Annotated in this window: 24 protein-coding genes; 16 read left to right on the top strand and 8 right to left on the bottom strand. The window is 58.9% G+C overall.

Going from position 1 to position 25,150, the window contains the following annotated elements; all coding sequences use genetic code 11:
- The first annotated feature begins 2 nt into the window (after nt 1-2).
- Both B2590_RS05110 and B2590_RS05105 read left to right on the top strand, forming a co-directional pair.
- Nucleotides 3-491 carry a chemotaxis protein CheW gene (locus B2590_RS05110; protein WP_007153948.1) on the top strand — a complete coding sequence of 163 codons (489 nt, stop codon included), beginning with the start codon at nt 3-5 and terminating at the stop codon, nt 489-491.
- Between the two features lie 68 nt (nt 492-559).
- Entirely contained in the window at nt 560-952 is a 393-nt protein-coding gene (locus tag B2590_RS05105; RefSeq protein ID WP_007153947.1) for a DUF2802 domain-containing protein, read from the top strand.
- Between the two features lie 17 nt (nt 953-969).
- Here the strand turns inward: B2590_RS05105 and B2590_RS05100 are convergent, their stop codons facing one another.
- Together B2590_RS05100 and B2590_RS05095 are read right to left on the bottom strand one after the other, a co-directional pair.
- Nucleotides 970-1,272, bottom strand: a complete 303-nt coding sequence (locus tag B2590_RS05100) for an EscU/YscU/HrcU family type III secretion system export apparatus switch protein (protein ID WP_075194746.1) — start codon at nt 1,270-1,272, stop codon at nt 970-972.
- Complete coding sequence (locus B2590_RS05095; RefSeq protein ID WP_228209790.1) at nt 1,269-2,642, bottom strand: flagellar hook-length control protein FliK; 1,374 nt, start codon at nt 2,640-2,642, stop codon at nt 1,269-1,271. Before B2590_RS05095 ends, B2590_RS05100 begins: the two co-directional genes overlap by 4 nt.
- Nucleotides 2,643-2,751: 109 nt before the next feature.
- Here B2590_RS05095 and ccmA point away from each other — a divergent pair, with 109 nt between their 5' ends.
- Genes ccmA through ccmI form a run of 9 tightly spaced genes read left to right on the top strand, consistent with a single transcriptional unit; the run spans nt 2,752 to nt 9,976 of the window.
- Entirely contained in the window at nt 2,752-3,390 is a 639-nt protein-coding gene (gene ccmA, locus B2590_RS05090; protein WP_036204889.1) for a cytochrome c biogenesis heme-transporting ATPase CcmA, read from the top strand.
- Nucleotides 3,374-4,105: a heme exporter protein CcmB gene (gene ccmB / locus B2590_RS05085; RefSeq protein WP_374700661.1), complete on the top strand. Its 732-nt coding sequence runs from the start codon at nt 3,374-3,376 to the stop codon at nt 4,103-4,105. Before ccmA ends, ccmB begins: the two co-directional genes overlap by 17 nt.
- A 21-nt stretch (nt 4,106-4,126) precedes the next feature.
- Complete coding sequence (locus B2590_RS05080; RefSeq protein ID WP_085680044.1) at nt 4,127-4,870, top strand: heme ABC transporter permease; 744 nt, start codon at nt 4,127-4,129, stop codon at nt 4,868-4,870.
- Nucleotides 4,871-4,874: 4 nt separating this feature from the next.
- On the top strand, nt 4,875-5,102 hold the full coding sequence (ccmD, locus tag B2590_RS05075; protein ID WP_036204894.1) for a heme exporter protein CcmD: 228 nt from the start codon (nt 4,875-4,877) through the stop codon (nt 5,100-5,102).
- 14 nt (nt 5,103-5,116) lie between these two features.
- Entirely contained in the window at nt 5,117-5,593 is a 477-nt protein-coding gene (gene ccmE / locus B2590_RS05070) for a cytochrome c maturation protein CcmE (protein ID WP_075194749.1), read from the top strand.
- A gap of 38 nt (nt 5,594-5,631) precedes the next feature.
- Nucleotides 5,632-7,644, top strand: coding sequence for a heme lyase CcmF/NrfE family subunit (locus B2590_RS05065; RefSeq protein ID WP_286809988.1), 2,013 nt, complete (start codon nt 5,632-5,634; stop codon nt 7,642-7,644).
- A complete protein-coding gene (locus tag B2590_RS05060; protein ID WP_075194751.1) occupies nt 7,641-8,177 on the top strand; it encodes a DsbE family thiol:disulfide interchange protein in 537 nt (178 codons plus the stop codon). The genes B2590_RS05065 and B2590_RS05060 overlap by 4 nt, the downstream gene beginning before the upstream one ends.
- Nucleotides 8,177-8,656, top strand: a complete 480-nt coding sequence (locus tag B2590_RS05055) for a cytochrome c-type biogenesis protein (protein ID WP_075194752.1) — start codon at nt 8,177-8,179, stop codon at nt 8,654-8,656. The genes B2590_RS05060 and B2590_RS05055 overlap by 1 nt, the downstream gene beginning before the upstream one ends.
- 42 nt (nt 8,657-8,698) lie before the next feature.
- Nucleotides 8,699-9,976, top strand: a complete 1,278-nt coding sequence (gene ccmI / locus B2590_RS05050) for a c-type cytochrome biogenesis protein CcmI (RefSeq protein WP_085680046.1) — start codon at nt 8,699-8,701, stop codon at nt 9,974-9,976.
- Nucleotides 9,977-9,980: 4 nt separating this feature from the next.
- Here ccmI and B2590_RS05045 read toward each other — a convergent pair whose 3' ends face one another.
- The 6 genes from B2590_RS05045 to B2590_RS05020 are packed head-to-tail and all read right to left on the bottom strand — an operon-like array spanning nt 9,981 to nt 16,953.
- Nucleotides 9,981-11,732, bottom strand: a complete 1,752-nt coding sequence (locus B2590_RS05045; protein WP_085680048.1) for a BatD family protein — start codon at nt 11,730-11,732, stop codon at nt 9,981-9,983.
- Entirely contained in the window at nt 11,726-13,537 is a 1,812-nt protein-coding gene (locus B2590_RS05040) for a vWA domain-containing protein (protein WP_136633966.1), read from the bottom strand. The genes B2590_RS05045 and B2590_RS05040 overlap by 7 nt, the downstream gene beginning before the upstream one ends.
- On the bottom strand, nt 13,530-14,552 hold the full coding sequence (locus B2590_RS05035) for a vWA domain-containing protein (protein ID WP_085680052.1): 1,023 nt from the start codon (nt 14,550-14,552) through the stop codon (nt 13,530-13,532). Before B2590_RS05035 ends, B2590_RS05040 begins: the two co-directional genes overlap by 8 nt.
- Nucleotides 14,546-15,016, bottom strand: a complete 471-nt coding sequence (locus B2590_RS05030; protein ID WP_075194755.1) for a DUF4381 domain-containing protein — start codon at nt 15,014-15,016, stop codon at nt 14,546-14,548. The genes B2590_RS05035 and B2590_RS05030 overlap by 7 nt, the downstream gene beginning before the upstream one ends.
- Nucleotides 15,017-15,035: 19 nt before the next feature.
- Complete coding sequence (locus B2590_RS05025) at nt 15,036-15,980, bottom strand: DUF58 domain-containing protein (protein WP_041333713.1); 945 nt, start codon at nt 15,978-15,980, stop codon at nt 15,036-15,038.
- 10 nt (nt 15,981-15,990) lie between these two features.
- Nucleotides 15,991-16,953: an AAA family ATPase gene (locus B2590_RS05020; RefSeq protein ID WP_036204929.1), complete on the bottom strand. Its 963-nt coding sequence runs from the start codon at nt 16,951-16,953 to the stop codon at nt 15,991-15,993.
- 144 nt (nt 16,954-17,097) lie between these two features.
- On the opposite strand from B2590_RS05020, the gene B2590_RS05015 reads away from it, so the two are divergent.
- The 5 genes from B2590_RS05015 to B2590_RS04995 all read left to right on the top strand — a co-directional run bounded on the left by B2590_RS05015 (nt 17,098) and on the right by B2590_RS04995 (nt 25,113).
- Entirely contained in the window at nt 17,098-21,984 is a 4,887-nt protein-coding gene (locus B2590_RS05015) for an NAD-glutamate dehydrogenase (protein WP_036204931.1), read from the top strand.
- Nucleotides 21,985-22,049: 65 nt separating this feature from the next.
- A complete protein-coding gene (gene can, locus B2590_RS05010; protein ID WP_036204933.1) occupies nt 22,050-22,727 on the top strand; it encodes a carbonate dehydratase in 678 nt (225 codons plus the stop codon).
- 124 nt (nt 22,728-22,851) lie between these two features.
- Nucleotides 22,852-23,025 (top strand): hypothetical protein, encoded by a 174-nt coding sequence (locus B2590_RS05005; protein ID WP_164732115.1) that lies wholly within the window; start codon nt 22,852-22,854, stop codon nt 23,023-23,025.
- Between the two features lie 107 nt (nt 23,026-23,132).
- On the top strand, nt 23,133-24,179 hold the full coding sequence (locus B2590_RS05000) for a class I SAM-dependent methyltransferase (RefSeq protein WP_036204936.1): 1,047 nt from the start codon (nt 23,133-23,135) through the stop codon (nt 24,177-24,179).
- Nucleotides 24,180-24,261: 82 nt separating this feature from the next.
- A complete protein-coding gene (locus B2590_RS04995) occupies nt 24,262-25,113 on the top strand; it encodes a UDP-2,3-diacylglucosamine diphosphatase (RefSeq protein WP_041333720.1) in 852 nt (283 codons plus the stop codon).
- Nucleotides 25,114-25,150: the final 37 nt, after the last annotated feature.

Genomic DNA, 25,150 nt, shown 5'->3' with positions numbered 1-25,150 from the left:
CTATGGCATCCCCGAGCGGACAGCAAAATCAGGCCCAGGATGATCAGGTACTGCAGTACGTGACCTTCAGGCTGGATGACGAAACCTATGGCATTGACGTCATGCAGATTCAGGAAGTGTTGCGATACACCGAGATTGCGCCGGTTCCAGGTGCCCCGGATTACGTTCTGGGCATCATCAACCTGCGGGGCAATGTGGTCACCGTTATCGACACCCGCCGTCGCTTTGGCCTGGCGGATGCGGAAGTCACTGACGCGACACGCATTGTGGTCATGGAGTCGTCCAACCAGGTGATGGGTATCCTGGTGGATTCGGTTGCCGAGGTGGTGTACCTGAAAGCCAGTGAAATTGAGACCGCGCCCAATGTGGGGAACGAGGAAAGCGCCAAGTTCATCCAGGGGGTGTGTAACAAGAACGGCGAACTGATCATATTGGTCGAGTTCGACAAGATGTTGTCAGACCACGAATGGGCTGAAATCTCCTCACTGTAATGCCGGCTTTGGCCGGACAGCAGGCTGGATGGACGCCCCGTGGTTTCAACTAACCGAGGACGTCCATCATGTTTGCAGAAATCTCTTCCCTGGCCCCGTGGCTTCTGACAGCCGCTGCCCTGTGCCTACTGTTCGCCCAGGGTATGATGCTACGCCGTGAAAACCGAAAACTTCGGGAGCAAATGAAAGAGCGCTGCGAAACCCTTGGCCGCGAGCTCCACGCAACAGCCAGTGGCAGTATGGGGGTTGGGCAGCGAGTGGTCACCTGCGAGCGCCAGCTTCATGAATTGCGCGGTATGCTTGACGAAATGCGCCAGAACGATCCGTTAAGGATTTCCTACGATGAGGCCTCAAGGTTAGTGGACCTGGGGGCGGATATCGACGACCTGATGAATACCTGTGGCATTTCACGGCCGGAAGCCGAACTGGTATCAGCGCTCCGCAAGCGCCAGGCGGCCTGACCTAAGGGTTTATCTGTCTAATCTTCACGGGGCCGTCCGGCGTCCTCTGGCGTACGGCCCTGAAGATTGAAGGCAAAGGCAAGAATTTCAGCCACCACCCGGTAGAGTGTCTCCGGGATTTCGTCGTTCAGTTCCAGTCGCGCCAGTATGCTGGCCAGCTCCGGATTTTCGTACAGCGGCACATTATGCTCACGGGCAATGCGGATGATTTCCTCCGCCAGTTCGTGGGTACCGCTCGCCGCAATGACTGGAGCCCGTTCGCCATCGTATTTCAGTGCCACCGCCGCCGGTGAATCTGTGTTTTGATGATCTTTTCTCATACCCGCGTGTCCACCAGCCGGTGCTCAAGACGGGTGTTTGCACCCCTTGGTGTCCCTCTCCGGCACTCCAGGTCCACCACATCCAGGCCGATATCCGAAAGGCCCTTTCGTAATTGCGGCAGATCTTCCCGCACCTGACGCAGCGTGGACTGCTTCTCCGCCCACACCTGCGCAGACACCTGATCCTGCCGCAGCGATACATCAAAATGCAAAGGCCCGGCCTCATCCAGATCCATGGCCAGTGAAAGACGCCATTCCGTTGCCCGGGGGGTGCCAGAGGTTTTCTGGCCGCTGTCTGCCGGATCCTGTTCGATTCGCAACTGGGCGATCCGTGGTTCGTTGTTGGGGTTCAGCCAGGGGAGCTCAAGCAGCATGGTTGATACCGGTGTTGGCGCCTCGGCGGTGGTCCGTGTGGAGAGTATCTGGCTGTGTAACTGATTCACGGTAATACGATTGAGCATGCCAGCCAGCAGCCTGAGCATTTGCCCAGCTGTGGGTTCGGCAGACCCCTGTGGTGGCGGAGGTGGAAACGTATTGGGGAACTGAAGCGGTGCCTGCACCAGTTCCGGACTTGCCAGCGGTGTAAAGCGGTTGAAGGCGTCGGGGCCGCTCCCCTGTTGTGCGAGCAAGGCGGTAATCACCCGGCCGATAGCCAGCTTGAGATCGGGTAGGGCGGCCTGGGGCGCCCTCGCCAGCCGCGATTCGGCGAACAACCCGCTTTCCTCGACCCACTGCCGCAACTGGCCGGCCGCACCGGGTTGAGTTCCGGCACCTGGCGTCAGTGACTGGCTGGACGGCAGCCGTGATATCAGTTGTTCAATAGCCTGCCTCACCGGTTGGGGAAGTGGCTGTGGTGGATTGTTGATGGGGGTTCCAGTGGGCGCAACGCTGTCGGGTCTCGCACCGCCGGTCAGCGTTGTCAGAATTCTGGCAAGGCCGGCATCAACGGACTGTTGCCAGGGCAGGCGCTGCGCCAGCGCCCGGGAGATCGTGGTTTCCGGCGCCTGGGCCAGCTTCCCCATCAGTTGCAGTTCATTGCCCGCGCGCATGATCTTGACCCAGTCACCGGTTTCCAGGGATGTGTCTCCAATAGCCGCCTGAACGGTCAGCGACTGGCCGCGAACTTCCAGCAACAACTGCGCGCCGGCAGAGGATTGTCGGTTGATCACGTCTGCCACCCGAGCGAGTGTTGCCTCGCGATTGGCAAGCTTGAGCTGGTCGAGCTGCACACGGGCAGAGGCCGCGTCCAGTACCGCCGAAGGTTGTCCGCTGGCTGGCCGCTGAGCGATCGGCACCGGTGACTCGGTTTTGGGTGGTGGTGTGGGGTTACCGTTTGGTAATTTCATTGCCACTGATTTGATGTCAGACAAGAGTATTCCTGAGGCGCTTTCGCTATAATACGCCCCGCCGGTAAGTATTGCCTTTCCGAACGTCTGAACCCGCCGGGTCAGTAAAGTGTACACCAGCTCTGGGGCCCCGATGTCTGAGCCGTTACTACAGGCTGTCAATCTGCAATGTGAGCGTGATGACCGGATACTGTTCCGGGATCTCTCTGTCTCCATACTGCCCGGTACTCTGACCCGTGTCGAGGGGCCTAACGGCTCTGGCAAGACTACGTTGCTTAGAATTCTTGCCGGACTGAACGACAGTTACAGTGGTGACCTGCTCTGGCGAGGAAGGCCTCGTCATACCTACCGGGAGGAATTCCTCCGCAATATGCTCTACCTTGGCCATCGCCCGGGTATCAAACCGTTGCTTACCCCCATGGAAAATCTCCGCGCCCTGATGGCCGGGCGTCGGTATGTGACCGATAAGGTGCTCTGGCAGGCATTGGAAGGCACCGGCCTGGGTGGTTTCCAGAACGTACCCAGTCGTAACCTTTCCGCCGGGCAGCAACGTCGGGTGGCACTCGCCAGATTACTGGTTGCAGATGAACCCCTGTGGATTCTGGATGAGATATTTACCGCCATTGATGCCCACGGTGTGGCTGCTCTCGAGCGATTGCTGGTGGACCGGGTCGCAAGTGGTGGCGCGATCGTAGTGACCACACACCACGACCTTAATCTGCCTTCGATGCACCGAATTACCCTGGGGGGCAGTCATGACCATGGTCTCTGAAGCCAGGCTTCCTGTTCGTACACCGGAGGAGTCGGTAAGCGTATTGTCGGCCATGAAAGCCGTATTCTCGCGGGATCTGAAAACCGCCTTTCGCCAGCCCCAGGATTTGCTCAATCCGCTACTGTTTTTCGTCATGGTCGTAACGCTGTTCCCCCTCGGGGTTAGCCCCGAAGTATCATTCCTGCGGGAGGCGGGTAGCGGTATCCTGTGGGTTGCGGCCTTGCTGTCCGTGTTATTGTCACTGGATCATCTTTTCCGTCATGATTTCGACGACGGCACGCTTGAGCAACTGGTATTGCAGCCCCAGCCGCTGTTTTTGTTGGTATTGGCGAAGTCACTGGCCCATTGGGTACTCACTGGCCTGCCACTGGTGATGCTTGCGCCTGTTCTGGGGGTGATGGTGCATCTTGAGGGGAACTCTGTTGCCATTCTGTGTCTAACGCTGCTGATCGGAACACCGGTCCTCAGCTTGATCGGTTCCATTGGTGCGGCATTGACCCTCGGACTGAGATCGGCAGGCGTGCTCTTGTCCCTGCTGATCATTCCGCTGTACATTCCGGTGCTGATTTTTGGCACAGGCACGGTAATGGCTGCGTCTGAGAGCGCGCCGGTGGGTGGACAGCTCGCGTTGATGGGGGCGTTTCTGGTGTTGGCGCTGACACTGGCGCCGTTTGCATCGGCGGCGGCCCTGAGGATCAGTCTGTCCAACAGTTAAAGGTAAAAAGGTAACAACCTGATGTGGCAAATCTTTCACAAGCTGGGGTCGCCAAAATGGTTCTTCGGCATTGCCTCAACACTGATGCCCTGGCTGCTTGTGGTGGGGGCAGCGCTGTTGTTGACCGGTATTGTCTGGGGGTTGGGGTTTGCGCCACAGGATTACCTGCAGGGTAATAGTTATCGCATCATTTTCATTCACGTACCGTCTGCGTTTCTGGCCCAGTCGGTGTATATCATGATGGCCGTTGCGGCGTTGGTTACGCTGGTTTGGCGTATGAAACTGGCCGATGTTTTCGTCAAGGCCGTGGCACCGGTTGGTGCAGTGTTGACCTTCCTGGCTCTGTTTACCGGTGCGGTTTGGGGTAAGCCCACCTGGGGAACCTGGTGGATCTGGGATGCCCGGCTTACCTCGATGCTGATCTTGCTGTTTCTTTATTTTGGGGTGATGGCGTTGGGAGCGGCCATCTCCGATGAGAAATCCTCGGCACGTGCCGTTGCCGTGCTGGTACTGGTGGGAGTGGTCAATATACCGATCATCAAGTATTCCGTGGAGTGGTGGAATACCCTGCACCAGCCAGCGACGTTCAAGCTCACGGAAAAGCCCAGTATGCCCGCGGAAATGTGGGTGCCCCTGTTGCTCTCGGTATTGGGGCTTTATCTGATATTTGGCTGGCTCGCCTGTCTGCGTATGCAGACCAACATTTTGGCGCGTGAAGGCCGCACCCGCTGGGTAAAAGAACTGGTTCAGGCACGGGAGAACTGACGCAATGGCCTTCGACTCTTTTGGTGCTTTTCTGGCGATGGGCGGCCACGGCCCGTATGTCTGGGCATGCTATGCAGTGTTTTTCCTGCTGATGGGAGTCATGACGTGGTGGTCGCTGCGTCAGCGGCGGGTCGTAATTGCGCAACAGCGACGCCGTATGGCCCCCGCTCCGTCGGTCGACGAGCGCCCGGCGGCGGCCAGCTTTACCCGAATCGAATCTTCTCAAGACTGACTGGTAGATCAAACATGCACCCGATCCGAAAAAAACGGCTTACCATTGTCCTTTTTCTCCTTGTCGGGGTGTCGGTGGCCGTGGCCCTGACGACCTACGCGCTGCGGCAGAATATCAACCTGTTTTACGACCCAAGCCAGATTGCCGCTGGCGAAGCGCCGGTGGACGTCCGCATCCGTGCCGGCGGCATGGTGGAAGAAGGGACTGTGCAGCGTGATCCGGAAAGCCTGAAAGTGGAGTTCAAGGTGACGGACTTTACCTCATCGGTATTGGTGGAATACACCGGGATCCTGCCGGACCTGTTTGCCGAAGGGCAGGGCGTTGTCGCCATGGGGCGCATGGACGGCAATGGCCGTTTTGTCGCGGACCAGGTGCTGGCAAAGCACGACGAGAATTATATGCCACCGGAAGTGAACGACGCCCTGGAAAAGGCCGCCGGCAAGCGGGCCGCCATGCCTGCGACAGCCGGTGAATCCAGCGCCGGTTACTAGCGTTGCTGGCCCACGTTTAAGAGAGTTGGAGAATCCTGATGTATCCGGAACTCGGACAGATCGCCCTGATACTCGCGCTGTTGCTGGCAGTGCTCCTTTCCGTGGTCCCCCTGGTGGGCTCGGTGACGGGTCGTGACCAGTTGCTGGCCTTCGCCCGGCCGCTGTCAGCGGGCCTGTTCGTCTTCGTTGCCCTGGCCTTTGGTCTTCTGACTCACGCGTTTGTGACCGATGACTTTTCCGTGGCCTATGTCGCCAACAACAGCAATAGCATGTTGCCCTGGTACTACAAATTCAGCGCGGTTTGGGGCGGCCATGAAGGCTCACTGTTGCTCTGGGTGCTGATGCTCGTTGGCTGGACGCTGGCGGTCGCCATATTCAGCCGGCGCCTGCCGTCGGTGATGGTATCCCAGGTGTTGTCGGTGCTTGGTATGGTCACGGTGGGCTTCCTGTTGTTTACCATCATGACCTCCAATCCTTTCGATCGTACGCTCCCCAATGTGCCGGCCGATGGCGCCGACCTGAACCCGCTGTTGCAGGATTTCGGGCTGATCGTGCATCCACCCATGTTGTACATGGGGTATGTGGGCTTCTCCGTGGCTTTTGCCTTTGCCATTGCCGCGCTGATCAATGGCAAACTGGATGCGGCCTGGGCTCGTTGGTCCCGCCCCTGGACCACAGTGGCCTGGGCTTTCCTTTCCCTGGGCATTGCCCTGGGTAGCTGGTGGGCCTATTACGAACTGGGTTGGGGCGGCTGGTGGTTCTGGGACCCGGTCGAGAATGCCTCGCTGCTGCCCTGGTTGTCGGGAACGGCGCTGATGCACAGTCTGGCCGTCACCGAGAAGCGCGGCGTATTCAAGAGTTGGACCGTGCTGCTGGCCATCGTAACCTTCGCCCTGAGCCTGCTGGGAACCTTCCTGGTGCGTTCCGGGGTGCTGACCTCTGTCCACGCCTTCGCCTCAGACCCCGACCGGGGGACATTCCTGCTGGCGCTACTGGCGATTACGATTGTTTCGAGCCTGACCCTGTACGCGTTCAGGGCGCCGGTGGTGCATGTGCGCTCCCGTTACGGCAGCCTGTCCCGTGAAATCTTCCTGCTGATGAACAATGTGTTGTTGGTTGCCGCAACCCTGTTGGTGTTGGTGGGGACTCTTTATCCATTGGTTCTGGACTACCTGGACATGGGGCGGCTATCCATCGGTGAACCCTTCTTCAACCTGACCTTCAGCCCCCTTGGAATTGCCGCCGGCTTGCTGTTGGGGGCAGGTATATTCTCCCGCTGGAAGAAAACCGACGGCGGCTGGCTGGGCCGCAAACTGCTGTGGCCGTTGGCTGTCAGTATGATCGGGACCAGTGCTGTGCTGGTTGGGTACGGCAAGTTTGAGCCCTGGGCGTTTGGGGGCCTGTTCTCAGCGATGTGGATTACGGTGGCCACCTTTTGGGATCTCTGGGAAAAGTCCGGGTCACGGAAGGGGCGCCTCCACGGCCTCAGGCGTCAATCCCGCAGTTACTACGGCATGGTGTTCGGGCATCTGGGGCTGGCCATCACCATGGCGGGTGCGACGGTCGCGTCCAACTACGGTATCGAGCGGGACGTACGCATGTCGCCCGGGGACACCGCGATGGTCGGTGATTATCGGGTTGCGTTTGCCGAAATTGGCAACCGAAGAGGGCAGAACTTCACCGCGGAATACGGCCGTTTTGAGGTTTACGATTCGGATGGCGATCTGATATCCACGCTATACCCGGAGAAGCGCCGATACATGGTTCAACGTAACACCATGACCGAGGCTGGTATTGACGGCGGTCTGTTCCGGGATATTTTTGTTGCCATCGGTGAACGGGTGTCTGACGATGCCTGGGCGATCCGGCTTCAATACAAACCGCTGGTCCGCTGGTTGTGGCTGGGGGCGCTGTTTATGGCCGCTGGCGGCTTCCTGGCCATTTCGGATCGCCGCTATCGCATTCGCGACAAGGTTGCGGAAAACGGTAAGGCCAAGGCACCGAATGCAGGCGGTGAGCGCGGCGCAGACCCGGCAGGAGCGGCGTCATGAAGCGGCTGCTGCTGTTCACGCCGTTGATCCTTGCTGTGGTACTCGGAGTGGTCCTGTTCGCCGGTATTGGTAAGGACCCCAACAAGCTGGAGTCGGCGCTGATCGGCAAACCGGTGCCCGAGTTTTTGTTGACGGATCTCCACAACGAAAGTCGCGAGCTGACTCGTGAGGTTTTTGAAGGGCATGTGTCCCTGCTGAATGTCTGGGGTACCTGGTGCCCGGCCTGCCGGGATGAGCATGGTGATCTGGTCTGGCTGGCGGAAGAGAAAGGCGTGCGTATCGTTGGCCTTAACTATAAGGACAACCGGGATGATGCCCTGGTCTGGCTTGATCGGTTGGGCGACCCGTATCAGGTGTCGATCTACGACCCCCGTGGCAGCCTCGGGTTTGACCTGGGGGTTTATGGCGCGCCGGAAACCTATGTCATTGATGCCGAAGGTATTGTGCGTTACCGCCATGTTGGCGTGGTCAACGAAAAAGTATGGGAGCAGGACATCAAGCCCATCGTCGACCGGTTCAGGGGGAAGATCTGATGTGGCGCCCGGTGTTTGCATGGCTGCTACTGATGACAATTGCGCCGATGTCGGTAGCGGATGCCCGCGACGTTTACGGGTTTGATACTCAGGCGCAGGAGCAGAGGTTCCAGACCCTGATTTCGGAGTTGCGTTGCCCGAAGTGCCAGAACCAGAACATCGCCGATTCCAATGCGCCGATTTCCAAGGACATGCGCGACGAGGTGTACCGGATGATGTCTGATGGCGCCAGCAACGAGGAAATTGTCGGAGCACTGGTCGACCGCTTTGGTGAATTCGTGCGATACAAGCCGGAGGTGGATAGCCGCACCATCCTGCTGTGGGCAACGCCAGCCATTGTGGTCCTGGGTGGCCTGATGGTGGTGGCCGGGATTGTCATCCGTTCCCGCAGGGCCGGCCAGGACGAGCCAGCCCTGACCGACGAAGAGCGTGCACGGGCATCCAGAATGCTCGATGGCGATGACTCCAGCCGCACCTGACTTCAAACAACACTCTTTCTCAACCGGATTAATGACCGTTCTATGACACAGACCTTCTGGCTGACGGCCGCTGTATTAATCGTACTTGCCCTGGCGTTTGTGGTGGCGCCGTTGTTCCTGCACCGTTCCGGCCGGCGCGCGGAAATGGATCTGCGCAACCAGAACCTGTTGGCATATCGCAGCCGAATGGCGGAACTGGATCGCGAGTTTGAAGCCGGCGCGCTGGACGAGGAAAGCTATCAACAGCTCCGGGAAGAGCTGGCCGGCAGTATGCTTGATGATGTCCCGGATGCTGAGCGTGGTGTTATTGCTTCACCGGATCGGGCCAGGGGCGGGAAAAGCGCCATCGTCATTGCGATTGCCAGCCTCGCGGTTATTCCCGCCGCTGCGGTATACCTGTACGGACAGTGGGGCGCCATGGACGACGTCGAGCAGTTCCGCGCCATGCAGGAAATGATGGCAGCCGACAGCGATCGCCTGGGCCAGATGCAGGAACTGACGGCCCAGCTTCGCGAGCGGTTGGAGGACAATCCGGAGAACACCGAGGGCTGGGCCATGCTGGGGCGTAGCTATATGCGCATCGAGCAGTATGAGGATGCGGCGTGGGCCTTTGAACGGCTGGCAGAGAGTATTGAGGACGATGAGAGCGGTAAAGCTGTCGCCTGGGGATTGTCAGCCCAGGCCGCATTTTTCCTGAGTGAGGGTGACCTCAACCCAGAGGTGTCGAACGCCATTGAAAAAGCCAGGTCGCTGAATCCCGACGAGGTCAATTCCCTCGGCCTGCTCGGCATCCATGCCTTCAGCCAGCAGAACTTTGAGGAGGCGATCCGGTACTGGGAGCGCATTGTGTCGGTGGCGCCCAATCATCCCCAGATTGCGTCCATCCGCCAGGGCATTGAACAGGCCTATCAGCGCCTGGGTCGGGAGATGCCGCAGGAGCAGCCGTCAGAGGTATCCGGGGCCGGCGTAACCGTCCAGGTGGAAATAGACGAAGCATTCCAGGGCGAGATTCCTGACGATACCACCCTGTTTGTTCTGGCGCGTCGCGCGAATGTTCAGGGCGGGCCACCTCTGGCTGTGGCACGGCTGAGTGCGGGCCAGTTACCGATGGAGATCCGATTGGACGACCGCTTCAATATGTCCGCGAATGCAAAGCTGTCGGAGGCGGGTGAAGTGCGCCTGCAAGCGCGCCTGTCGCGCTCTGGCAACGCCAGGCCCCAGGCGGGTGACTGGCAGGGCGAGGTGGATCAGCCGGTGCCAGTGGGTGAAGGCGAAAACGAGCCTGTCACCCTGGTAATTGACACCCAACTGGTGCAGTAATCTGTCACCGGCTGGTGCTCAGGCCCTGCGGGTAGAGCGGCGGCAGCTGATCCCCGGGAGCTGACTCACTGGCGGTTCCGCGCACGCGGATCAGCGCTGCCACAAGCCGTTCTCCCTGCCAGGGCTCCGACGTAGCCGATTCACCGGGTGTCCCGAATAATCGCTGCTGAAGCTGTTCGATCTCGGCGGCCAGTTCCGTGTCGTCCAGAAACCGGTTCACATCCGTTACGCTTTGGAAAGTGCGTTCCGGATGCCTTTGAGACATCCAGCGTACAAGCAGGTCGGTCGTTTTGGGCGATCCCGCCTGCGCTGCCTCGCACAAATCCCGGAATAGCACCTTTTCCCGGTTGTCTCCCTGACTCGCCACGACCTTGCCAGCACTGGTGCGACGCCTGCTGTACCACCAGGCCGCCAGTGTGATCAGCCAACCCACCAGAGCGGCCAGTGTGGCCAACGGCCAGAAGCCAGCGCCGGATTCCCCGTCAGTCTCACCTGATACCGGGTCATTGTTGGTCCTGGTGTCCGTTTCCGATGCGTCTTCCGGATTACTGGGCACCGAGTCGATCTGGCCGGGTATCCCCTCAACGACCAGAGTATGCGCTGGAATAACCGCTACTTTTTCGCTGTCGCTTTCAGTATCCCACCAGGGGATCCGGATCTCGGGCAAGGTTAATTTTCCAGGCTGCACTGGCACCAGTGCCGTGGTCTGGGTCAGTGTCGAAGTCAACCCTTCTGTGCCGGGTGTGGTCGTGCGCTCGGGCTTTTCCGGGTAAGCCCGTATGCTATCGGGCGTCTGTTCCGGGAACGGAGGCAGCGATTCGGCAGGCAGGCCCTCCGTCCTCATGGTGAGGCTTCTGGTAAGGTTCTGACCCGCTGTCAGGTTCTGGTTTCGTGGCAGTCCGGACTGGGTCAGCTCCAGCGTGCGGGCGGGCAACCAGGTGTCTCCGCTGAATTCCGCTGGCACACCCTTGACGGTGATATCAAACAGGTTGGCGCTGTCGCGGAGAAACTTCAATTGGCCCTGTTCATTCCGGGCCTGGCCCTCAAAGCGGATGGGCTGCAGACTGAGTTGTCCTTCTCTTTGGGGAAACAATGCGTAACGGCGCTCAACCACACGATAGCGAACACCGTCCCGGTAGCGGGTGTACTCGTTCTGCTTGCCCAGCGATTCGACAATGGCATTCGGGTGCTCCGGTTCGGAGAGCTCGCCGCGAATGAGGTTGCCGGTGAAAAACAGCTTGATGGTGAGCACCAGCTGTTCCTGAACGTACACTTCGTCCTTGTCTGCGGCCAGCTCGATGAAGCTGTCTCTTTGGGCCTCGGTCTCCTGATCGGGTGGGGTGCCGCTGATAACCTCAATGGTGACGGGGGTTGAACGGGAATCTCGGAAGCTCAGGGGCGGAATGGTCAATTCACCGGTCTTTTTGGGCGCGAGCTGGTACGTCCATGTGATCTCGCCCACCATCTCATTGTTGACGGTGCGAATGGAGTATTGCTGGTTGCGGGCGAGAATTTCGAAGTCGTCTTCTACCTTTTCGATGTCCGGTTTTGGCAGACTCGACAAGTCGAAATCGAACAGGTTTCCCAAATTGATATCGATTTTGGTGCTGCCCTTGACGCTCAGGGTAAGCACTTCGCCCTCGTAGAGACGGGTTCTGTCGGGTTCGACGGTCAGATCGTTGGCTGCCATGGCCGGTCCTGCCATGGTGACAAGCAGCAGTATCAGAATAAACGGACCGGTCAGCCGGCTTACCATGGTGTATCGCCCTCGTCAGATGGTGTTTCTCGTTCCTGGTATTGTTGCAGGAATTTGCGCCTCAACAGTCCGCCCGGATTATCGGGCACGCGCCGGAGCCATTGTTCCTGTCCCTGGGTCAGCGGGGAAGTATCAAGCTCCGCCGGTGCCCTGGATGTTTGTCCGTCGCTCTCTGAAGCGTCGGCATCACGCTGGCGTTGTTGAGCGCTCTCCTCCTGCTTTTCCTGTTGGTCGCTTTGGCCGTTCTGTTGGCTATCCTCTGGCTCGTTCTTTTGCTGTCCATTGTGTTGATTATCCGGCTGGTTCTGCCCGGCCTGATCTGACGGGTCGCCGTCCTGGTTCTGAGTATCCGACCCATTCTGTGAGTTCTGCTGGTTACCCTGCTGCTGTTGATTGCCGTCCTGATCTGACGATTCACTGCCGTCCCCGCTGGATTGGTTCTGTTGCTGCTCCAGCAGCTGTTTCACCAGGTCACGGTTGAACAAGGCGTCTTCATGTCCAGGTTGCTTCGCCAGCACATTCTCGTAGGCCTCGAGGGCTTCTTCCAGCTTGCCGGCACGGGCCAGGGCGTTGCCGCGGTTGTAGCTTGCCCTGGGTGTGTCTTCGCTGGCGAACGCGCCCGCTGCGGACTCATAGTCACCTGAGCGATAGAGTGCGCTACCACGCCACTGGGGATTGTCGAGAATCCTGGCTGCCTGTTCCGGGTCCTCTTCGATCAGCGCGGGCGCACGCTGATCCTCCCGGGACCAAAGGGCGTCCCAGTCCATGGCCATTGCGGGACGTGGGGTGAGGGGCAAAAGTGTTAGCAGTATCGCCACCATGGCACCGCGACGCCAGCCGAGCAATGCCAGTGGCGCGGCCAGCCACAATAGCCAGTAGCCATCATCCTGCCAGCGGTTGACCGTCAGGTCGCGCTCGCTGTCTTGCCAGTTGTCCGAGTCAATGGGGCGCAGCTCCAGGCTGCGGATGTCCTCGTCCGTAATGGTCAGGCTATGGCTGTCTCCACCATTGCTTTTCGCCAGTTCCGCCATGCCTGCGGGGTCCGCACGGGTAATCACGATGTCGCCGCCATCACGAATGAATCCTTGGCGTGCCAGCGGTATTGGACCACCCTCTGAAGTACCAACGGTCAGGGTGCTGAGCGCGAACCGACTGCCCGTCAGGGTATCGCTGATGCGAGGAAGGTAACGCTCGTCCACATTGTCTGCAATCAGTAACAGGCGCCCCGTCCCCGGGGCGCCCTGTTCCAGCAGGTCAAGGCCACGTTGTATGCCGAGATCGGTTCGGTTTCCTGCAGCTGGCATGATCACCGGTTCGAGAACCTCCAGCATGCCCTCGATGGTATTGCTGTCATCCGTCAGCGGTGTGACCGCATGAGCGTCCGCGGCATAGACCACCAGGGCGGTCAGGCTTCCCTCCCGTGCTTTCAGAATATCGCGAATCTTGCGCTTGGCCACGGTCAGGCGGTCGGGCGTTACATCGGTAGAAAGCATTGACAGCGACAGGTCCAGCACGATAACGAGGCTGTCATTCTGTTGTTGCAGTGGCGTGGGCGCCTTGCGCCACGACGGGCCGGCGAGGGCAACGGCAAGCACCACGAGGGCGGCAACGACCGGCAATACGGGCGAGCGTTTTTGACCGCCCGCTGCGCCAGACTGACTGATCAGTGGGCGCAGCAGTTGCGGCGGTATCACGCGGCTCCAGCCACTGTCGCTCTGGCGGACGCGTTTGAATACCAGCGGCAGGACAAGGGCGACAAGAAGTAACAGCAGCCACAGTGGTCGCAGGAAGTGAAAATCAGCCATGGCTCCCTCCCCGTGCGTTGTTTCTGCTCTCAAGCCGGTTGCTGGCCACTCTGGCGCCCTGGAGTAGCAGCCAGATCAGGACGGCAATCCCGGCGGGCCAGACGTACAGTTCAGTCACCGGTCGATAGTGCTTGCCTTCCAGTTCGATGGGTTCGAGCTGGTTGATGCTTTCGTAGATCAGTTCCAGCTCGGGCAGACTGCGGGCCCGGAAGTACTCACCGCCGGTCTGCTGGGCAATTCGCGTCAGCAAACCTTCATCGAGGTCGCGGGATGGGTTGACCCGGCGCGAGCCGAGCAGCCCACGCTGAACCATGGTTTCGGCACCAATCCCGATGGTGTAGATGCGTACGCCAGCGGCTTTTGCAATCTCCGCCGCCTTGTCCGGCGCGATCTCACCAGCGGTGTTGGCGCCATCGGTCAGCAGGATCACCACGCGTTGTTCCTGGGGGCGATCACGAAGGCGTTTGACCGCCAGACCAAGGGCGTCGCCGATGGCCGTGGCCCGCCCGGCCATGCCGATACCGGCTTCATGCAGCAGCGTGCGAACGGTGGCGAGGTCAAAGGTCAGCGGCGCCTGGATATAGGGTTCCGTACCGAACAACAGCAGCCCCAGGCGGTCACCTTCACGGCGCTGGATAAAGTCATCCAGCACGCGCTTCACCGCCTGTAGTCGGTTTATGCTGCGGCCCTGGATGACCATGTCCTGTTCGTCCATTGACGGGGAAATATCCACTGCCAGAAGCAGGTCACGACCGCTGACCGGCAACTGTACCTGTTCGCCGACGTGTTGGGGGCGCGCCAGGGCCACGACCAGCAGCAGCCAGATCAGCAACAGTGCCAGTTGCTGCCAAAGGGGGGCGTGGCTGCCGCTACGGCTGACACCCGGCAGGTCCGACAACCAATGCCCGACCGGAAAAACAGGTGCCTCCACAGCCTGAGCACTGCGTTTGCGTAAACGGATTATCAGGGGCACCAGAGCCAGTAACAGGGCCCATGGAAACGCAAGGCTCAGCATTTTTGGCCTCCCAGCCAGACACGGGCGAACGCGACAGCATCACTGGTATGGCACTCGGGGGTTGGTTGCCAACTGCTGTTCACCATGGCTTCCACCACCGGGCGTGAGGCAATGCGATCCTTCGGGCTGGTTTCCAGAAGAAAGCGAACCCAGGGTTCGCCGGACAGGGATTCCGGGAGGCGTTCAGGGTAGCGGATACGCGCGGCTTGTTTCAGTAGAGCGTTCAGCGCGCCGAACCATTGGCTGTTGGGTGTTGCGGCCTGCTCCAGTCGGTTCAATTCTGTAATGGCGGTTTTCAGCCAGCGGTTTTTGCGCCGTTTTCGTCGGATCAGCACAAACGCCAGAATGCCCAGGGCAATTGCGATAGCTATCAGCAACCACCAGCCGGGCGCCGGTGGCCAGAAGCCTCCGGATTGTGGCAGGTGAATGTCTCTGAGCTGGCTCAGTGGGTCCTGTTGCATCATGGGGTCTTTGCGGTTCCTGTCATCCGATGTGCCCCCGGGGGCCAAGCAGTGCCTGCAACGCCAACGCTGGCTGATCGCCGGTCATGACGCTGGCGGGCTGTACACCCGCCGTTCGAAAGCACTCCTCAAGGGCCTCTGTATGCTGGCGAACCTTGTCTGCATAGGCCCTCTGGAAGCGGGGGTTGCTGCTATCGAACCACACCGGTCCGTCCTCGCCGGCAATGGCGAAACGACCGCTTTCAGGTAACTTCAGCTCCAATGGGTCAACAACTCTCAGTGCGCTGACCGTGTTGTGACGTGCCAGTGAACCGAGTAGCCGCGACGTTTCTGAGGTAATGGTCAGGAAGTCACTGATGACGAAAATGCGGCTACCGGTGTGGGCCACACGGCGAGCTTCCCGCAGGGCGGTATCCAGGGTGGCGTTTTCCACGCCGGCGGCCGCAACGGCGCTTGAGTCGCGCGTGCTTCTTTGCTGCCTTGCCACGGTGTCGAGGAACTGCAGTACCGATTTCTTGCGCCGCGCCGGGCGCTGTACGGTGAGTTCGTTGCCGTTGAAAACGATTCCTCCCACCTGATCGCCAGACCAAAGGGCAAGCCAGGCCAGGATACCGGCAATCTGGGCGCCGCGGACCTGTTTGTAGGCACCGGTGCTGGCGAAAAACAGTGAAGGCCCGAGGTCGCAAAGCAGGAGCACGGGGCGCTCGCGCTCTTCCTCGTAGAGCTTTGTGTGCGGCGACTGCCGTCGGGCGGTCACCCGCCAGTCGATGCTGCGGATATCGTCCCCGGGCTGATACTGGCGCACTTCAGCAAAGGCCATGCCCCGCCCGCGCCGGGGAGAGCGTTGCAGGCCGGCCTGCCGGGATCTTACCGGGCGCGCAGCAGGCAACTTCAATGCGCGGGCATCTGCCTGCAGGCGAATGAGACCGGAAAGGGGAATATGAGTCGCTGGCTCTTCGGGCGTCATGGTCACGGTGTCAGGCTGTTACCGGAACGCGGTCTATCAGGCGCTGGATAATAGCATCTGCAGTCAGGCCTTCGGCTTCGGCTTCGAAGGTCAGCAAAATACGATGGCGAAGAACGTCGAAGGCAATGTTCCTCACATCGTCCGGGCTGACGTAGTCCCGTCCTTCCAGCCACGCCATGGCTCTGGCGCAGCGGTCCAGCGCGATGGTGCCTCGTGGGCTGGCTCCGAAGGCAGTCCAGCGGGCCAGTTCCGGGTCGAGTGACGCCGGGTCACGGGTGGCCAGCACCAAAGCCAGCAGGTATTGCTCGACGGGCTCTGACATATAGATGTCGGAAACCGCATGCCGGGCTTCGAAAACCTGGTCGGCCGTCAGGCGGACTTCAGCGGCCACCTGCCCACGGCGGTAGTCGTTGCGCGCCAGGTGAAGAATCTCTTTTTCGGCCACGGCGGACGGATAGTCAATCACTACATGCATCAGGAACCGGTCGAGCTGGGCTTCAGGCAGGGGGTAGGTGCCTTCCTGTTCGATGGGGTTCTGGGTGGCCATTACCATGAACAGGCGATCCAGCGGGAAGGTGCGCATGCCGACACTGACCTGGCGTTCGCCCATGGCTTCGAGTAACGCTGACTGTACCTTGGCCGGAGCCCGGTTAATTTCATCAGCCAGCACCAGGTTATGGAAGATCGGGCCATGCTGGAACTCGAATTGCCCGGTTTCGGCTCGGTAGATCTCACTGCCGGTGACGTCGGATGGCAGCAGGTCCGGGGTGAACTGGATACGGTGAAAGTCGCCTTCGAGGTGGTCGGCGAGGGCCTTGATGGCGGTGGTTTTTGCCAGGCCGGGAGCGCCCTCAACCAGCAGGTGGCCATCGGCCAACAGGGCAATCAGCAAACGGTCCACCAGTTTTTCCTGGCCAATAATCCTTTTTGCTAACTGAGACCTGAGCTCTCCAAACGTATGCTGTAATGCCATGGGGGGTGTCCACTCCTACTGCAGAGACGGTTCGCGTAAGTAGATGCCGCAGTTTTCGCATCTGTGGGGCAAAAATCAAGGCTTTGACTATGCTTATGTGACGGTACACCGATTACGTTTATTTCACACTCACAGAGGTCGACTATGAATGCGCTGACGATCGCCAGCAAGGAACAGTTTTTCCAACAGCTGGACGAAGCTTTCGCTGAAAAAATAGCGAAAACCGAAGCGAAAAAGATCAGTGAATTCGCGAAGCAGCATTATGCTCACATTCCTCTTGAAGAACTTATAAGTCGACGATTTTCCGATACCTATGGGGCTATCCTCGCGGCCTGGCAATTTCTTCAGAAACGGTCCGCCGAGGAAACCCCTGTGTCCGTGTTCAATCCGGACCTCGAAAGTGATGGCTGGCAGTCAACGCATACTGTCATTTTTATTCTTCATCCGAACATGCCGTTTCTAATCGATTCCCTGCGAATTGCCATCAACCAGCGGGAAATCGGTACCCACTCGATTCAGCACTCCATACTTCAGGTGGAGCGGGACACTCAGGGCAAACTGAAAAAACTGCATCCTCCGAAAAAGAAGTCCGCCAATGCCAGCTACGAGGCGTTCATTGTGCTGGAGATTGACCGGCATAGCAGCCCGGAAGACCTGAGATCGCTTGAAGAGGTGCTGCAAACCATTCTTCATGAAGTCCGAATAGCGGTCAGTGACTTCCCGATTGTGACTGAAAAAGTCAATGAAATCAGCCGGGAGCTGGATAATACCACGGCCGGTATCGACGAGGAGGAAAAGGAAGAGGCGAAGGCCTTCCTGGCGTGGCTGGTCAAGGACCACTTCACCTTCCTTGGCTACGACGAATACGATTTCGCCAAGGACAAGAGCGGGTTGGTGGTCCGCCGTGTGGAGAATTCCGAACTGGGCATCCTGCGGGTGAACAACGAGCGCCCGGATCGCGTTCGGCTCAATGAATTGCCACAGCGCACCCGGCATGAAATGACCCGCACCGATGATATCTTCATTTTCGCGAAGTCGGCCCAGCGTTCACGGGTTCACCGTCCGGCCTATCCGGACTACATCGCCGTCAAGAAGTTCAACAGCAAGGGCGAGGTGGTCGGCGAGCGCCGTTTCCTGGGGTTGTATACCTCACGGGTCTACAACGAGCGCCCGGATGAAATTCCCCTGCTGCGCCGCAAGTTCCAGACGGTCATGCGGCGGTCGGGGTTCCTGCGTGATGACTACGCGGGCAAGGAGCTGGATCAGATCCTCACGGTGTATCCCCGGGACGAACTGTTCCAGATAGAGCCGGGCGAGCTGCTGTCCGTCGCCAAGAGCATTCTCTACATTCAGGAACGTCGTCGTATCGAGCTGTTCATGCGGGAAGACGTGTATGGCCAGTTCGTGACCTGCCTGGCGTTCTTCCCCCGGGATATCTACAACACCGAGTTGCGCCTGAAGGTCGAACAGGAGTTGCTGGAGACCCTGGGTGCCGAAGACATCGAATTTGTGACCCACTTTTCCGAATCGGTTCTGGCGCGGGTGCAGTTCACGATACGGGTGCCCCAGGTGGAAAACCGGCAGCTTCCGATTTCCGAGATTCGTGACAAGGTGATCGGGCTGGCACAGTCCTGGCGTGATGGCCTGCTGGAAGCGCTGACCGAGGCCTATGGCGAAGAGCAGGGTAACGAGATGTTCCGCGTGTACTCTGGCGGTTTCCCTGCCAGTTACAAAGACATGTTCTCGCCCCGGCGTGCTGCCATTGATCTTGAGCATATCTCCGGCGCAGCTGAGGAAAAGCATCTCACCATGAGCTTCTATCGGGCTCTGGAAGAGGATGAGAGTACGCTTCACTTTAAGCTTTTCTACCCGGATGAGCCGCTACCGCTGTCCGATGTGATGCCCATATTCGACAATCTGGGTTTCCGGGTGATCGGCGAGCACCCCTTTGAAGTCAGTGACCGGAAAGGCAAGACCGTATGGATACACGACTTCACCCTGCAGGCGCACAGTGGGAAAGTGGTGGATATCCATCGTATCCGGCCTATTTTCGAGGATCTGTTCCGTCGCGTGTGGTACGGCGATGCCGAGAATGACGCCTTCAACAGGCTGCTGCTGTCCTCCTACATGAGCTGGCGGGAGATCGCCTTGCTGCGGACCTTCGCCCGTTACATGCGTCAGATCCGCTTTTCCAACAGCCAGACCTTTATCTCCAACACCCTGGTCAACCATGTGGACCTGACGCGGTTGTTGCTGGAATTCTTTGAGGTGCGCTTCAATCCGGAGCGTTACCAGAGCGAGGGCAAAAGTGCGGCTGCGCAACAGAAGCTTGAGATCGAGTTCAACGCCGGGCTGGATGAGGTAGAGAACCTGAGTGAAGATCGGGTCCTGCGCCTGTTCCTGGAACTGATGCAGGCTACCCTGCGTACCAACTATTACCAGCCCGACGGCGAAGGTAAGACAAAGCCCTATATCAGTGTGAAATTCGACCCCTCCCGCATTCCGGATATGCCGCTGCCCATGCCCATGTTCGAGATTTTCGTCTACTCACCGCGGGTTGAGGGCGTGCATCTGCGTGGTGGCAAGGTGGCCCGAGGGGGCTTGCGCTGGTCCGACCGTTTCGAGGACTATCGCACCGAGATTCTCGGGCTGGTGAAAGCCCAGCAGGTCAAGAACGCGGTGATCGTGCCAGTCGGTGCCAAGGGCGGTTTCGTGGCTAAACGCCTTCCGGACATGTCGGATCGCGAGGCCTTCCAGGCCGAGGGTATCGAGGCCTATAAAACGTTCATCCGTGGCCTGCTGGACATTACCGACAACCTGGTGGACGCCGGTATCCAGCCGCCAGCGTCGGTGATTCGTCACGATGAGGATGACCATTACCTGGTTGTGGCTGCGGACAAGGGGACTGCAACCTTCTCGGACATCGCCAATGGTCTGGCGGCAGAGTATGGCTTCTGGATGGGGGATGCTTTTGCCTCCGGTGGCAGCAACGGTTATGACCACAAGAAAATGGGCATAACCGCCCGTGGTGCCTGGGTGTCCGTGGAACGCCATTTCCGCGAGCTGGGCATCAACCCGGCCCTGGATGAGTTCACCGCCATCGGTATCGGTGATATGGCGGGAGACGTGTTCGGCAACGGCCTGCTTTCATCGGAAAAGACAAAGTTGGTCGCCGCCTTCAACCATGTGCATATTTTTATCGATCCGGCGCCGGACGCGGCGAAAAGCTACAAAGAGCGTAAGCGTTTGTTCGAGCTACCACGCTCGTCCTGGACTGATTACGACACCAGCCTGATTTCCAAAGGTGGTGGCATCTTTAATCGCAGCGCCAAATCCATTCCAGTCAGCCCGGAAATGAAGAAACTACTGGGGATTAAATCCGACCGGGTGCCGCCCAACATGTTGATTACCCACATTCTGAAGGCCCAGGCTGACCTGCTTTGGGTGGGTGGCATTGGAACCTACGTCAAGGGTCAGGGCGAGTCCCACGGGGACGTTGGGGACAAGGCCAACGATGCGGTTCGTATCAACGGTTCTGAGCTGCGCTGCAAGATTGTGGGCGAAGGTGGGAACCTGGGCCTGACGCAGTTCGGGCGTATCGAGTTCGCGCTACGCGGCGGCCGGCTCAATACCGACTTCATCGACAACTCCGGCGGTGTGGATTGCTCCGACCACGAAGTGAACATGAAGATCCTCCTGAACCAGGCGGTTGCGATGGGGGATCTAACGGATAAACAGCGCAACATCATGCTGGAGGAAATGACGGATGATGTGGCCGCCCTGGTGCTCAAGAACAATTATCGGCAGACCCAGGCCATCAGTATTGCCAGTGTGGGGGCCATTACCCGGCTCGAAGAATACCGCCGGCTGATGAACACCATGGAAAGCGAGGGCAAGCTGAATCGCAGTCTGGAATTCCTGCCTGACGACGAAACCCTGTCCGAGCGTAAGCTGGACAAGAAAGGGTTAACCCGTCCGGAACTGTCCGTGCTGATTTCCTACGTCAAGGGGGATCTGAAGCAGACCCTGATCGACAGCAGTTTGCCGGATGAGCCCCTGTTGGCTGGGGAAATGTACAAGGTGTTTCCTCAGGACCTGACCCGCAAGTTCTCCAAAGAGCTGGGTGAGCACCAATTGCGCCGTGAGATCATTGCGACGCAGATTGCCAACGACATGGTCAACCACATGGGGATCACCTTCGTGGAGCGGTTGAAGCAGTCAACCGGGGCCGACGCGGCGTCGATTGCGTTGGCCTGGATCATCGCTCGTGATGTCTTCCGGCTGGACACTTGGTGGGACAAGGTGGAATACCTGGATTACTTTATCCCGGCCAAGGTTCAGATGGATCTGATGGGTGACCTGATGCGACTGATTCGCCGAGCTGTTCGCTGGCTGCTGCGCAACCGCCGGGCAGAACTTGGTATTCAGAGCCATATGGAGCGTTTCGCCGACAGCGTCTGGAAGATCACGGCCGACCTGCCGGATTATCTCGGCGAACAGGCTTGTGCTGATTGGAAAAAACGCCATAACGAACTGGTCGAGTCTGGCTTGCCGGAAGATCTGGCCTCTGTGGCGGCAGGTACCAGCTACCTCTATTCGTCTCTCGGCATCATCGAGGCCCGCGAGGCAACGGGCATGCCTCTGAAAACCGTCGCCAACCTCTATTACGATCTCGGCGACAAGCTGGACCTGAACTGGTTTGCCAACGCCATTGCTGCCCTGGTGCCCGCGTCTCACTGGCAGGCCCTTGCGAGGGAGAGTTTCCGTGAGGACCTGGATTGGCAACAGAGGGCGTTGACCACGGGTGTACTCAGGCTGGCTGCCAAGCCTGGGGATGTCAGCGGTGCTGTTGATAACTGGATGGCGCGGCACAGCACCATGATAAGCCGCTGGAAGTCCATGCTGACGGAACTCAAAGGGGTGCGTGAACCGGAATATGCGATGTTTTCCGTGGCGTTGCGAGAGCTACTGGATCTGGCTCAGAGCACCATGCACGAACATCACGACTCCGACCTGACTCAGACCAGTTGATGATTGATTTATGTCGCGGATTGCCGTTCAATTCTGGGCAATGTTGATCATTAGGAGGAGGTTTGATGGGGCAGCTTGATCATTTGCTGGACAATAACAAGGCCTGGGCCGATGGCATCAAGAGCCAGGACCCCCAGTTTTTTGACCGCCTGTCCAACCAGCAGGCACCAGAGTACCTCTGGATTGGCTGCGCGGACAGTCGGGTACCGGCCAATCAGATTGTTGACCTGATGCCTGGTGAGCTGTTTGTGCACCGAAACGTGGCCAATGTGGTGGTACACACAGACTTCAATTGCCTATCGGTACTTCAGTTCGCCGTTGACGTGCTTAAGGTCAAGCATGTCCTCGTCGTTGGTCATTATGGCTGCGGGGGAGTTAAGGCGGCCCTGAACAATGAGGGCTTTGGCGTGATTTCGAACTGGTTGCGGCATGTTCAGGACGTTCGAGACAAACACCAGGGCATTCTTGATGGCCTGGCGACCGATCAGGACCGCGTGGACCGCCTGTGCGAGTTGAACGTGGTGGAGCAGGTTGGCCATGTCTGTCAAAACAACATTGTGCAGGAGGCCTGGCGTCGTGGGCAGGCGTTGACCGTGCACGGATTCGTCTACGACGTGGCCGACGGCATCCTTCGGGATATGGGGCTGTCCATTAGCTCCGAGGCCGATCACGAGGCAGTCAAACAAAACAGCATTGATGAACTGGTGTTGAGGCCGGTCCGTGCGGGTCGCCATAAAAATTGACGCAAAAAATGTCAAATTGTGTCAATTATTCGTGACAGGCGTCACTTTCTGACCCGGCACGTCATCACAGTTAACCTCCTGAAGGATTGTTACACTGAATTCGTAACATATCAGGAGGTTAACCATGCGAGAGATCGTTCAAAAAGCGCTCAGTGCCATGAGTCAGCGCAAAACGACGCAGTCCACCCAGGCTCGTCGCCGCACCAGTGAAACGACGCCGCAGCCGGAATCAGTGGAAGATTGGGGTATGTCGCCAGAAGACGCTTTGCGAGCCAACACGGTTGCCCGCTACAAGTAGGAGGCCGGAGTTGTAATCTGCCGGTTTCTGACCGCCCGGGCCAAGACTCAGGGCTCAATTCCGGTTAGAGTATCCCGCCTGATACGAACGCCGGGATACGCTGATCAATGTCTGCACTGCCTAATTCCCACGAAGTCCTGCTCAAGAACCAGAATCTGTTGCGTGGTCGCCTGGCCATTATTGGCATGGTCGATCCCGCGTTGCTTCCCCGGTTGCCGGACCGGGGACTGACGATTTCCGAACACTTTGGCAATTACCAACAACTGCTGGCCGTCAGTGGCTGGACGGCGGCTTTTGGCTATGATGCGCCGGAGTTGTCATCGGGCATGGCCGATACCCTGGTGGTGTTCCTCCCCAAGGCCCGAGTTGAGTTGTCGGTAAGGCTTGAGTTGGCACTTTGGCTGGCGGCCGAAGGTGCTCGACTGGTCTTGGTGGGCGAAAAGAAAGAAGGTATTGCAGGCGCTGTGAAGCAGCTGAAGGAGTTTGCACCGCAAGCATCGAAGGCAGACAGTGCCCGCCACTGCCAGGTCTGGCAAGCCGATAGCCTGCCCAGGCGCCCAGTGTTTGACCTTCAACGTTGGCTTCAGTGGCATCCGGTTGAGTGCGAGGGAGTTGGCTTCAGGATGGCCGGCTTGCCGGGTATATTCAGTGACGGTGAGCTGGATGATGGTACCGCCATGCTGTTGCAAACCCTTGCTGACTCACCGCTGGAAAAAGGACCCGTGCTGGATTTTGCCTGCGGCGCAGGTGTTATCGGCACCTGGTTGCAGTTGCACCAACGAGCCACGGAGCAGGGCGTTTTTCCGGTCGACGGCGTAGACGTGCAGTTCCAGGCCGTTGCCTGTGCTCGTGCGACCTACCGGGAGGCGGGCGTGGATGGCTTGATTCACGCCTCCGACGGGTTGTCCGGCGTCGACGGCCGCTACGCTGCAGTTGTCACTAATCCGCCATTCCATACCGGTATCCGTACCGATACATCCATGACTGAGCGGTTCCTGCAGGGTGTGGCAAAGCACCTGGAGCCCGGCGGTGAGTTGCGCCTGGTGGCGAACACGTTTCTTCCCTATGAAGCACTGATCCGTCGTCACGTCGGGCCGGTCAAGACGATCGCCGGCGACCGACGCTTCACGGTGTGGAGCGCCCGCCGTCACTGAATTGTCGTCTGGCTGTCATACGGTCGTCATTGCCATCGGACAAGGTATGAATAATCCTTGAGCAGGCCGGTGGGGGAAGCCGATGCATCAGTACCGGAGCGTTTTCATTTCCGATGTTCACCTGGGATCCGCCGATTGTCAGGCGGACTACCTTCTGGATTTTCTCGACAACGTCAGCTGCGAGACCCTGTACCTGGTCGGGGATATCGTTGATCTGATCGCTATGCAACGGCGGGTGCACTTCCCGGAAAGCCATCAGGCGGTTGTGAGGCGGTTTATGGCTATTGCCGCTGCCGGCACGCGGGTGGTTTATGTGCCTGGCAATCACGATGAATTTCTGCGGCACTTCTGCGGCCAGACGTTGGCAGGTATCGAGTTGAAGCAAAAAGCCATTCACACGACGGCGGACGGTCGCCGGTTCGTGGTCTGCCATGGCGACCAGTTTGATCAGGTGGTGCGCTGCAGCCCCTTGATGCTGCTGGTAGGCGATAGGGCTCATGGCCTTCTGCTGCGCCTGAACCGCTGGTTCAATGCCTGGCGGCGCTTACGCCGCAAGCCATACTGGTCCCTGGCGGCCTGGGTCAAAAGCCGTATCGGCAAGGCGCGGTCATTCATTCGACGCTTCGAACTGGCTGCTCTGACGGCGGCAGAACGCGGACACTATGACGGTTTTATCTGTGGTCACATCCACTCAGCAGGCTTTCTGCGCAGCCAGGAAGGACTCTACTGCAACGACGGTGACTGGGTAGAGCACTGCACGGCGCTGGTGGAGCGGCACGATGGTAAGCTGGATATCCTGCACTGGTCCGAACAGCCGGGCATCCTTGCTTCGGAGCCTGCACAGCCCGCCCCTGAGTTCAGCGGCGGCCAACGCCCCGTCATCGACGTTCTGTCGCCTGCGTTTATCGAAAGCATCAATGCGACGCCAAAATAGCGGTTTTTTTCGGGCATAAAAAAGGTTCATCGCACTT

It is taken from the genome of Marinobacter sp. UBA3604 (assembly GCF_002375325.1).
Lineage (GTDB): Bacteria > Pseudomonadota > Gammaproteobacteria > Pseudomonadales > Oleiphilaceae > Marinobacter > Marinobacter salarius.
Note: the sequence above shows the minus strand (reverse complement) of the source record. Positions and strands in the feature narration are given on the sequence as shown.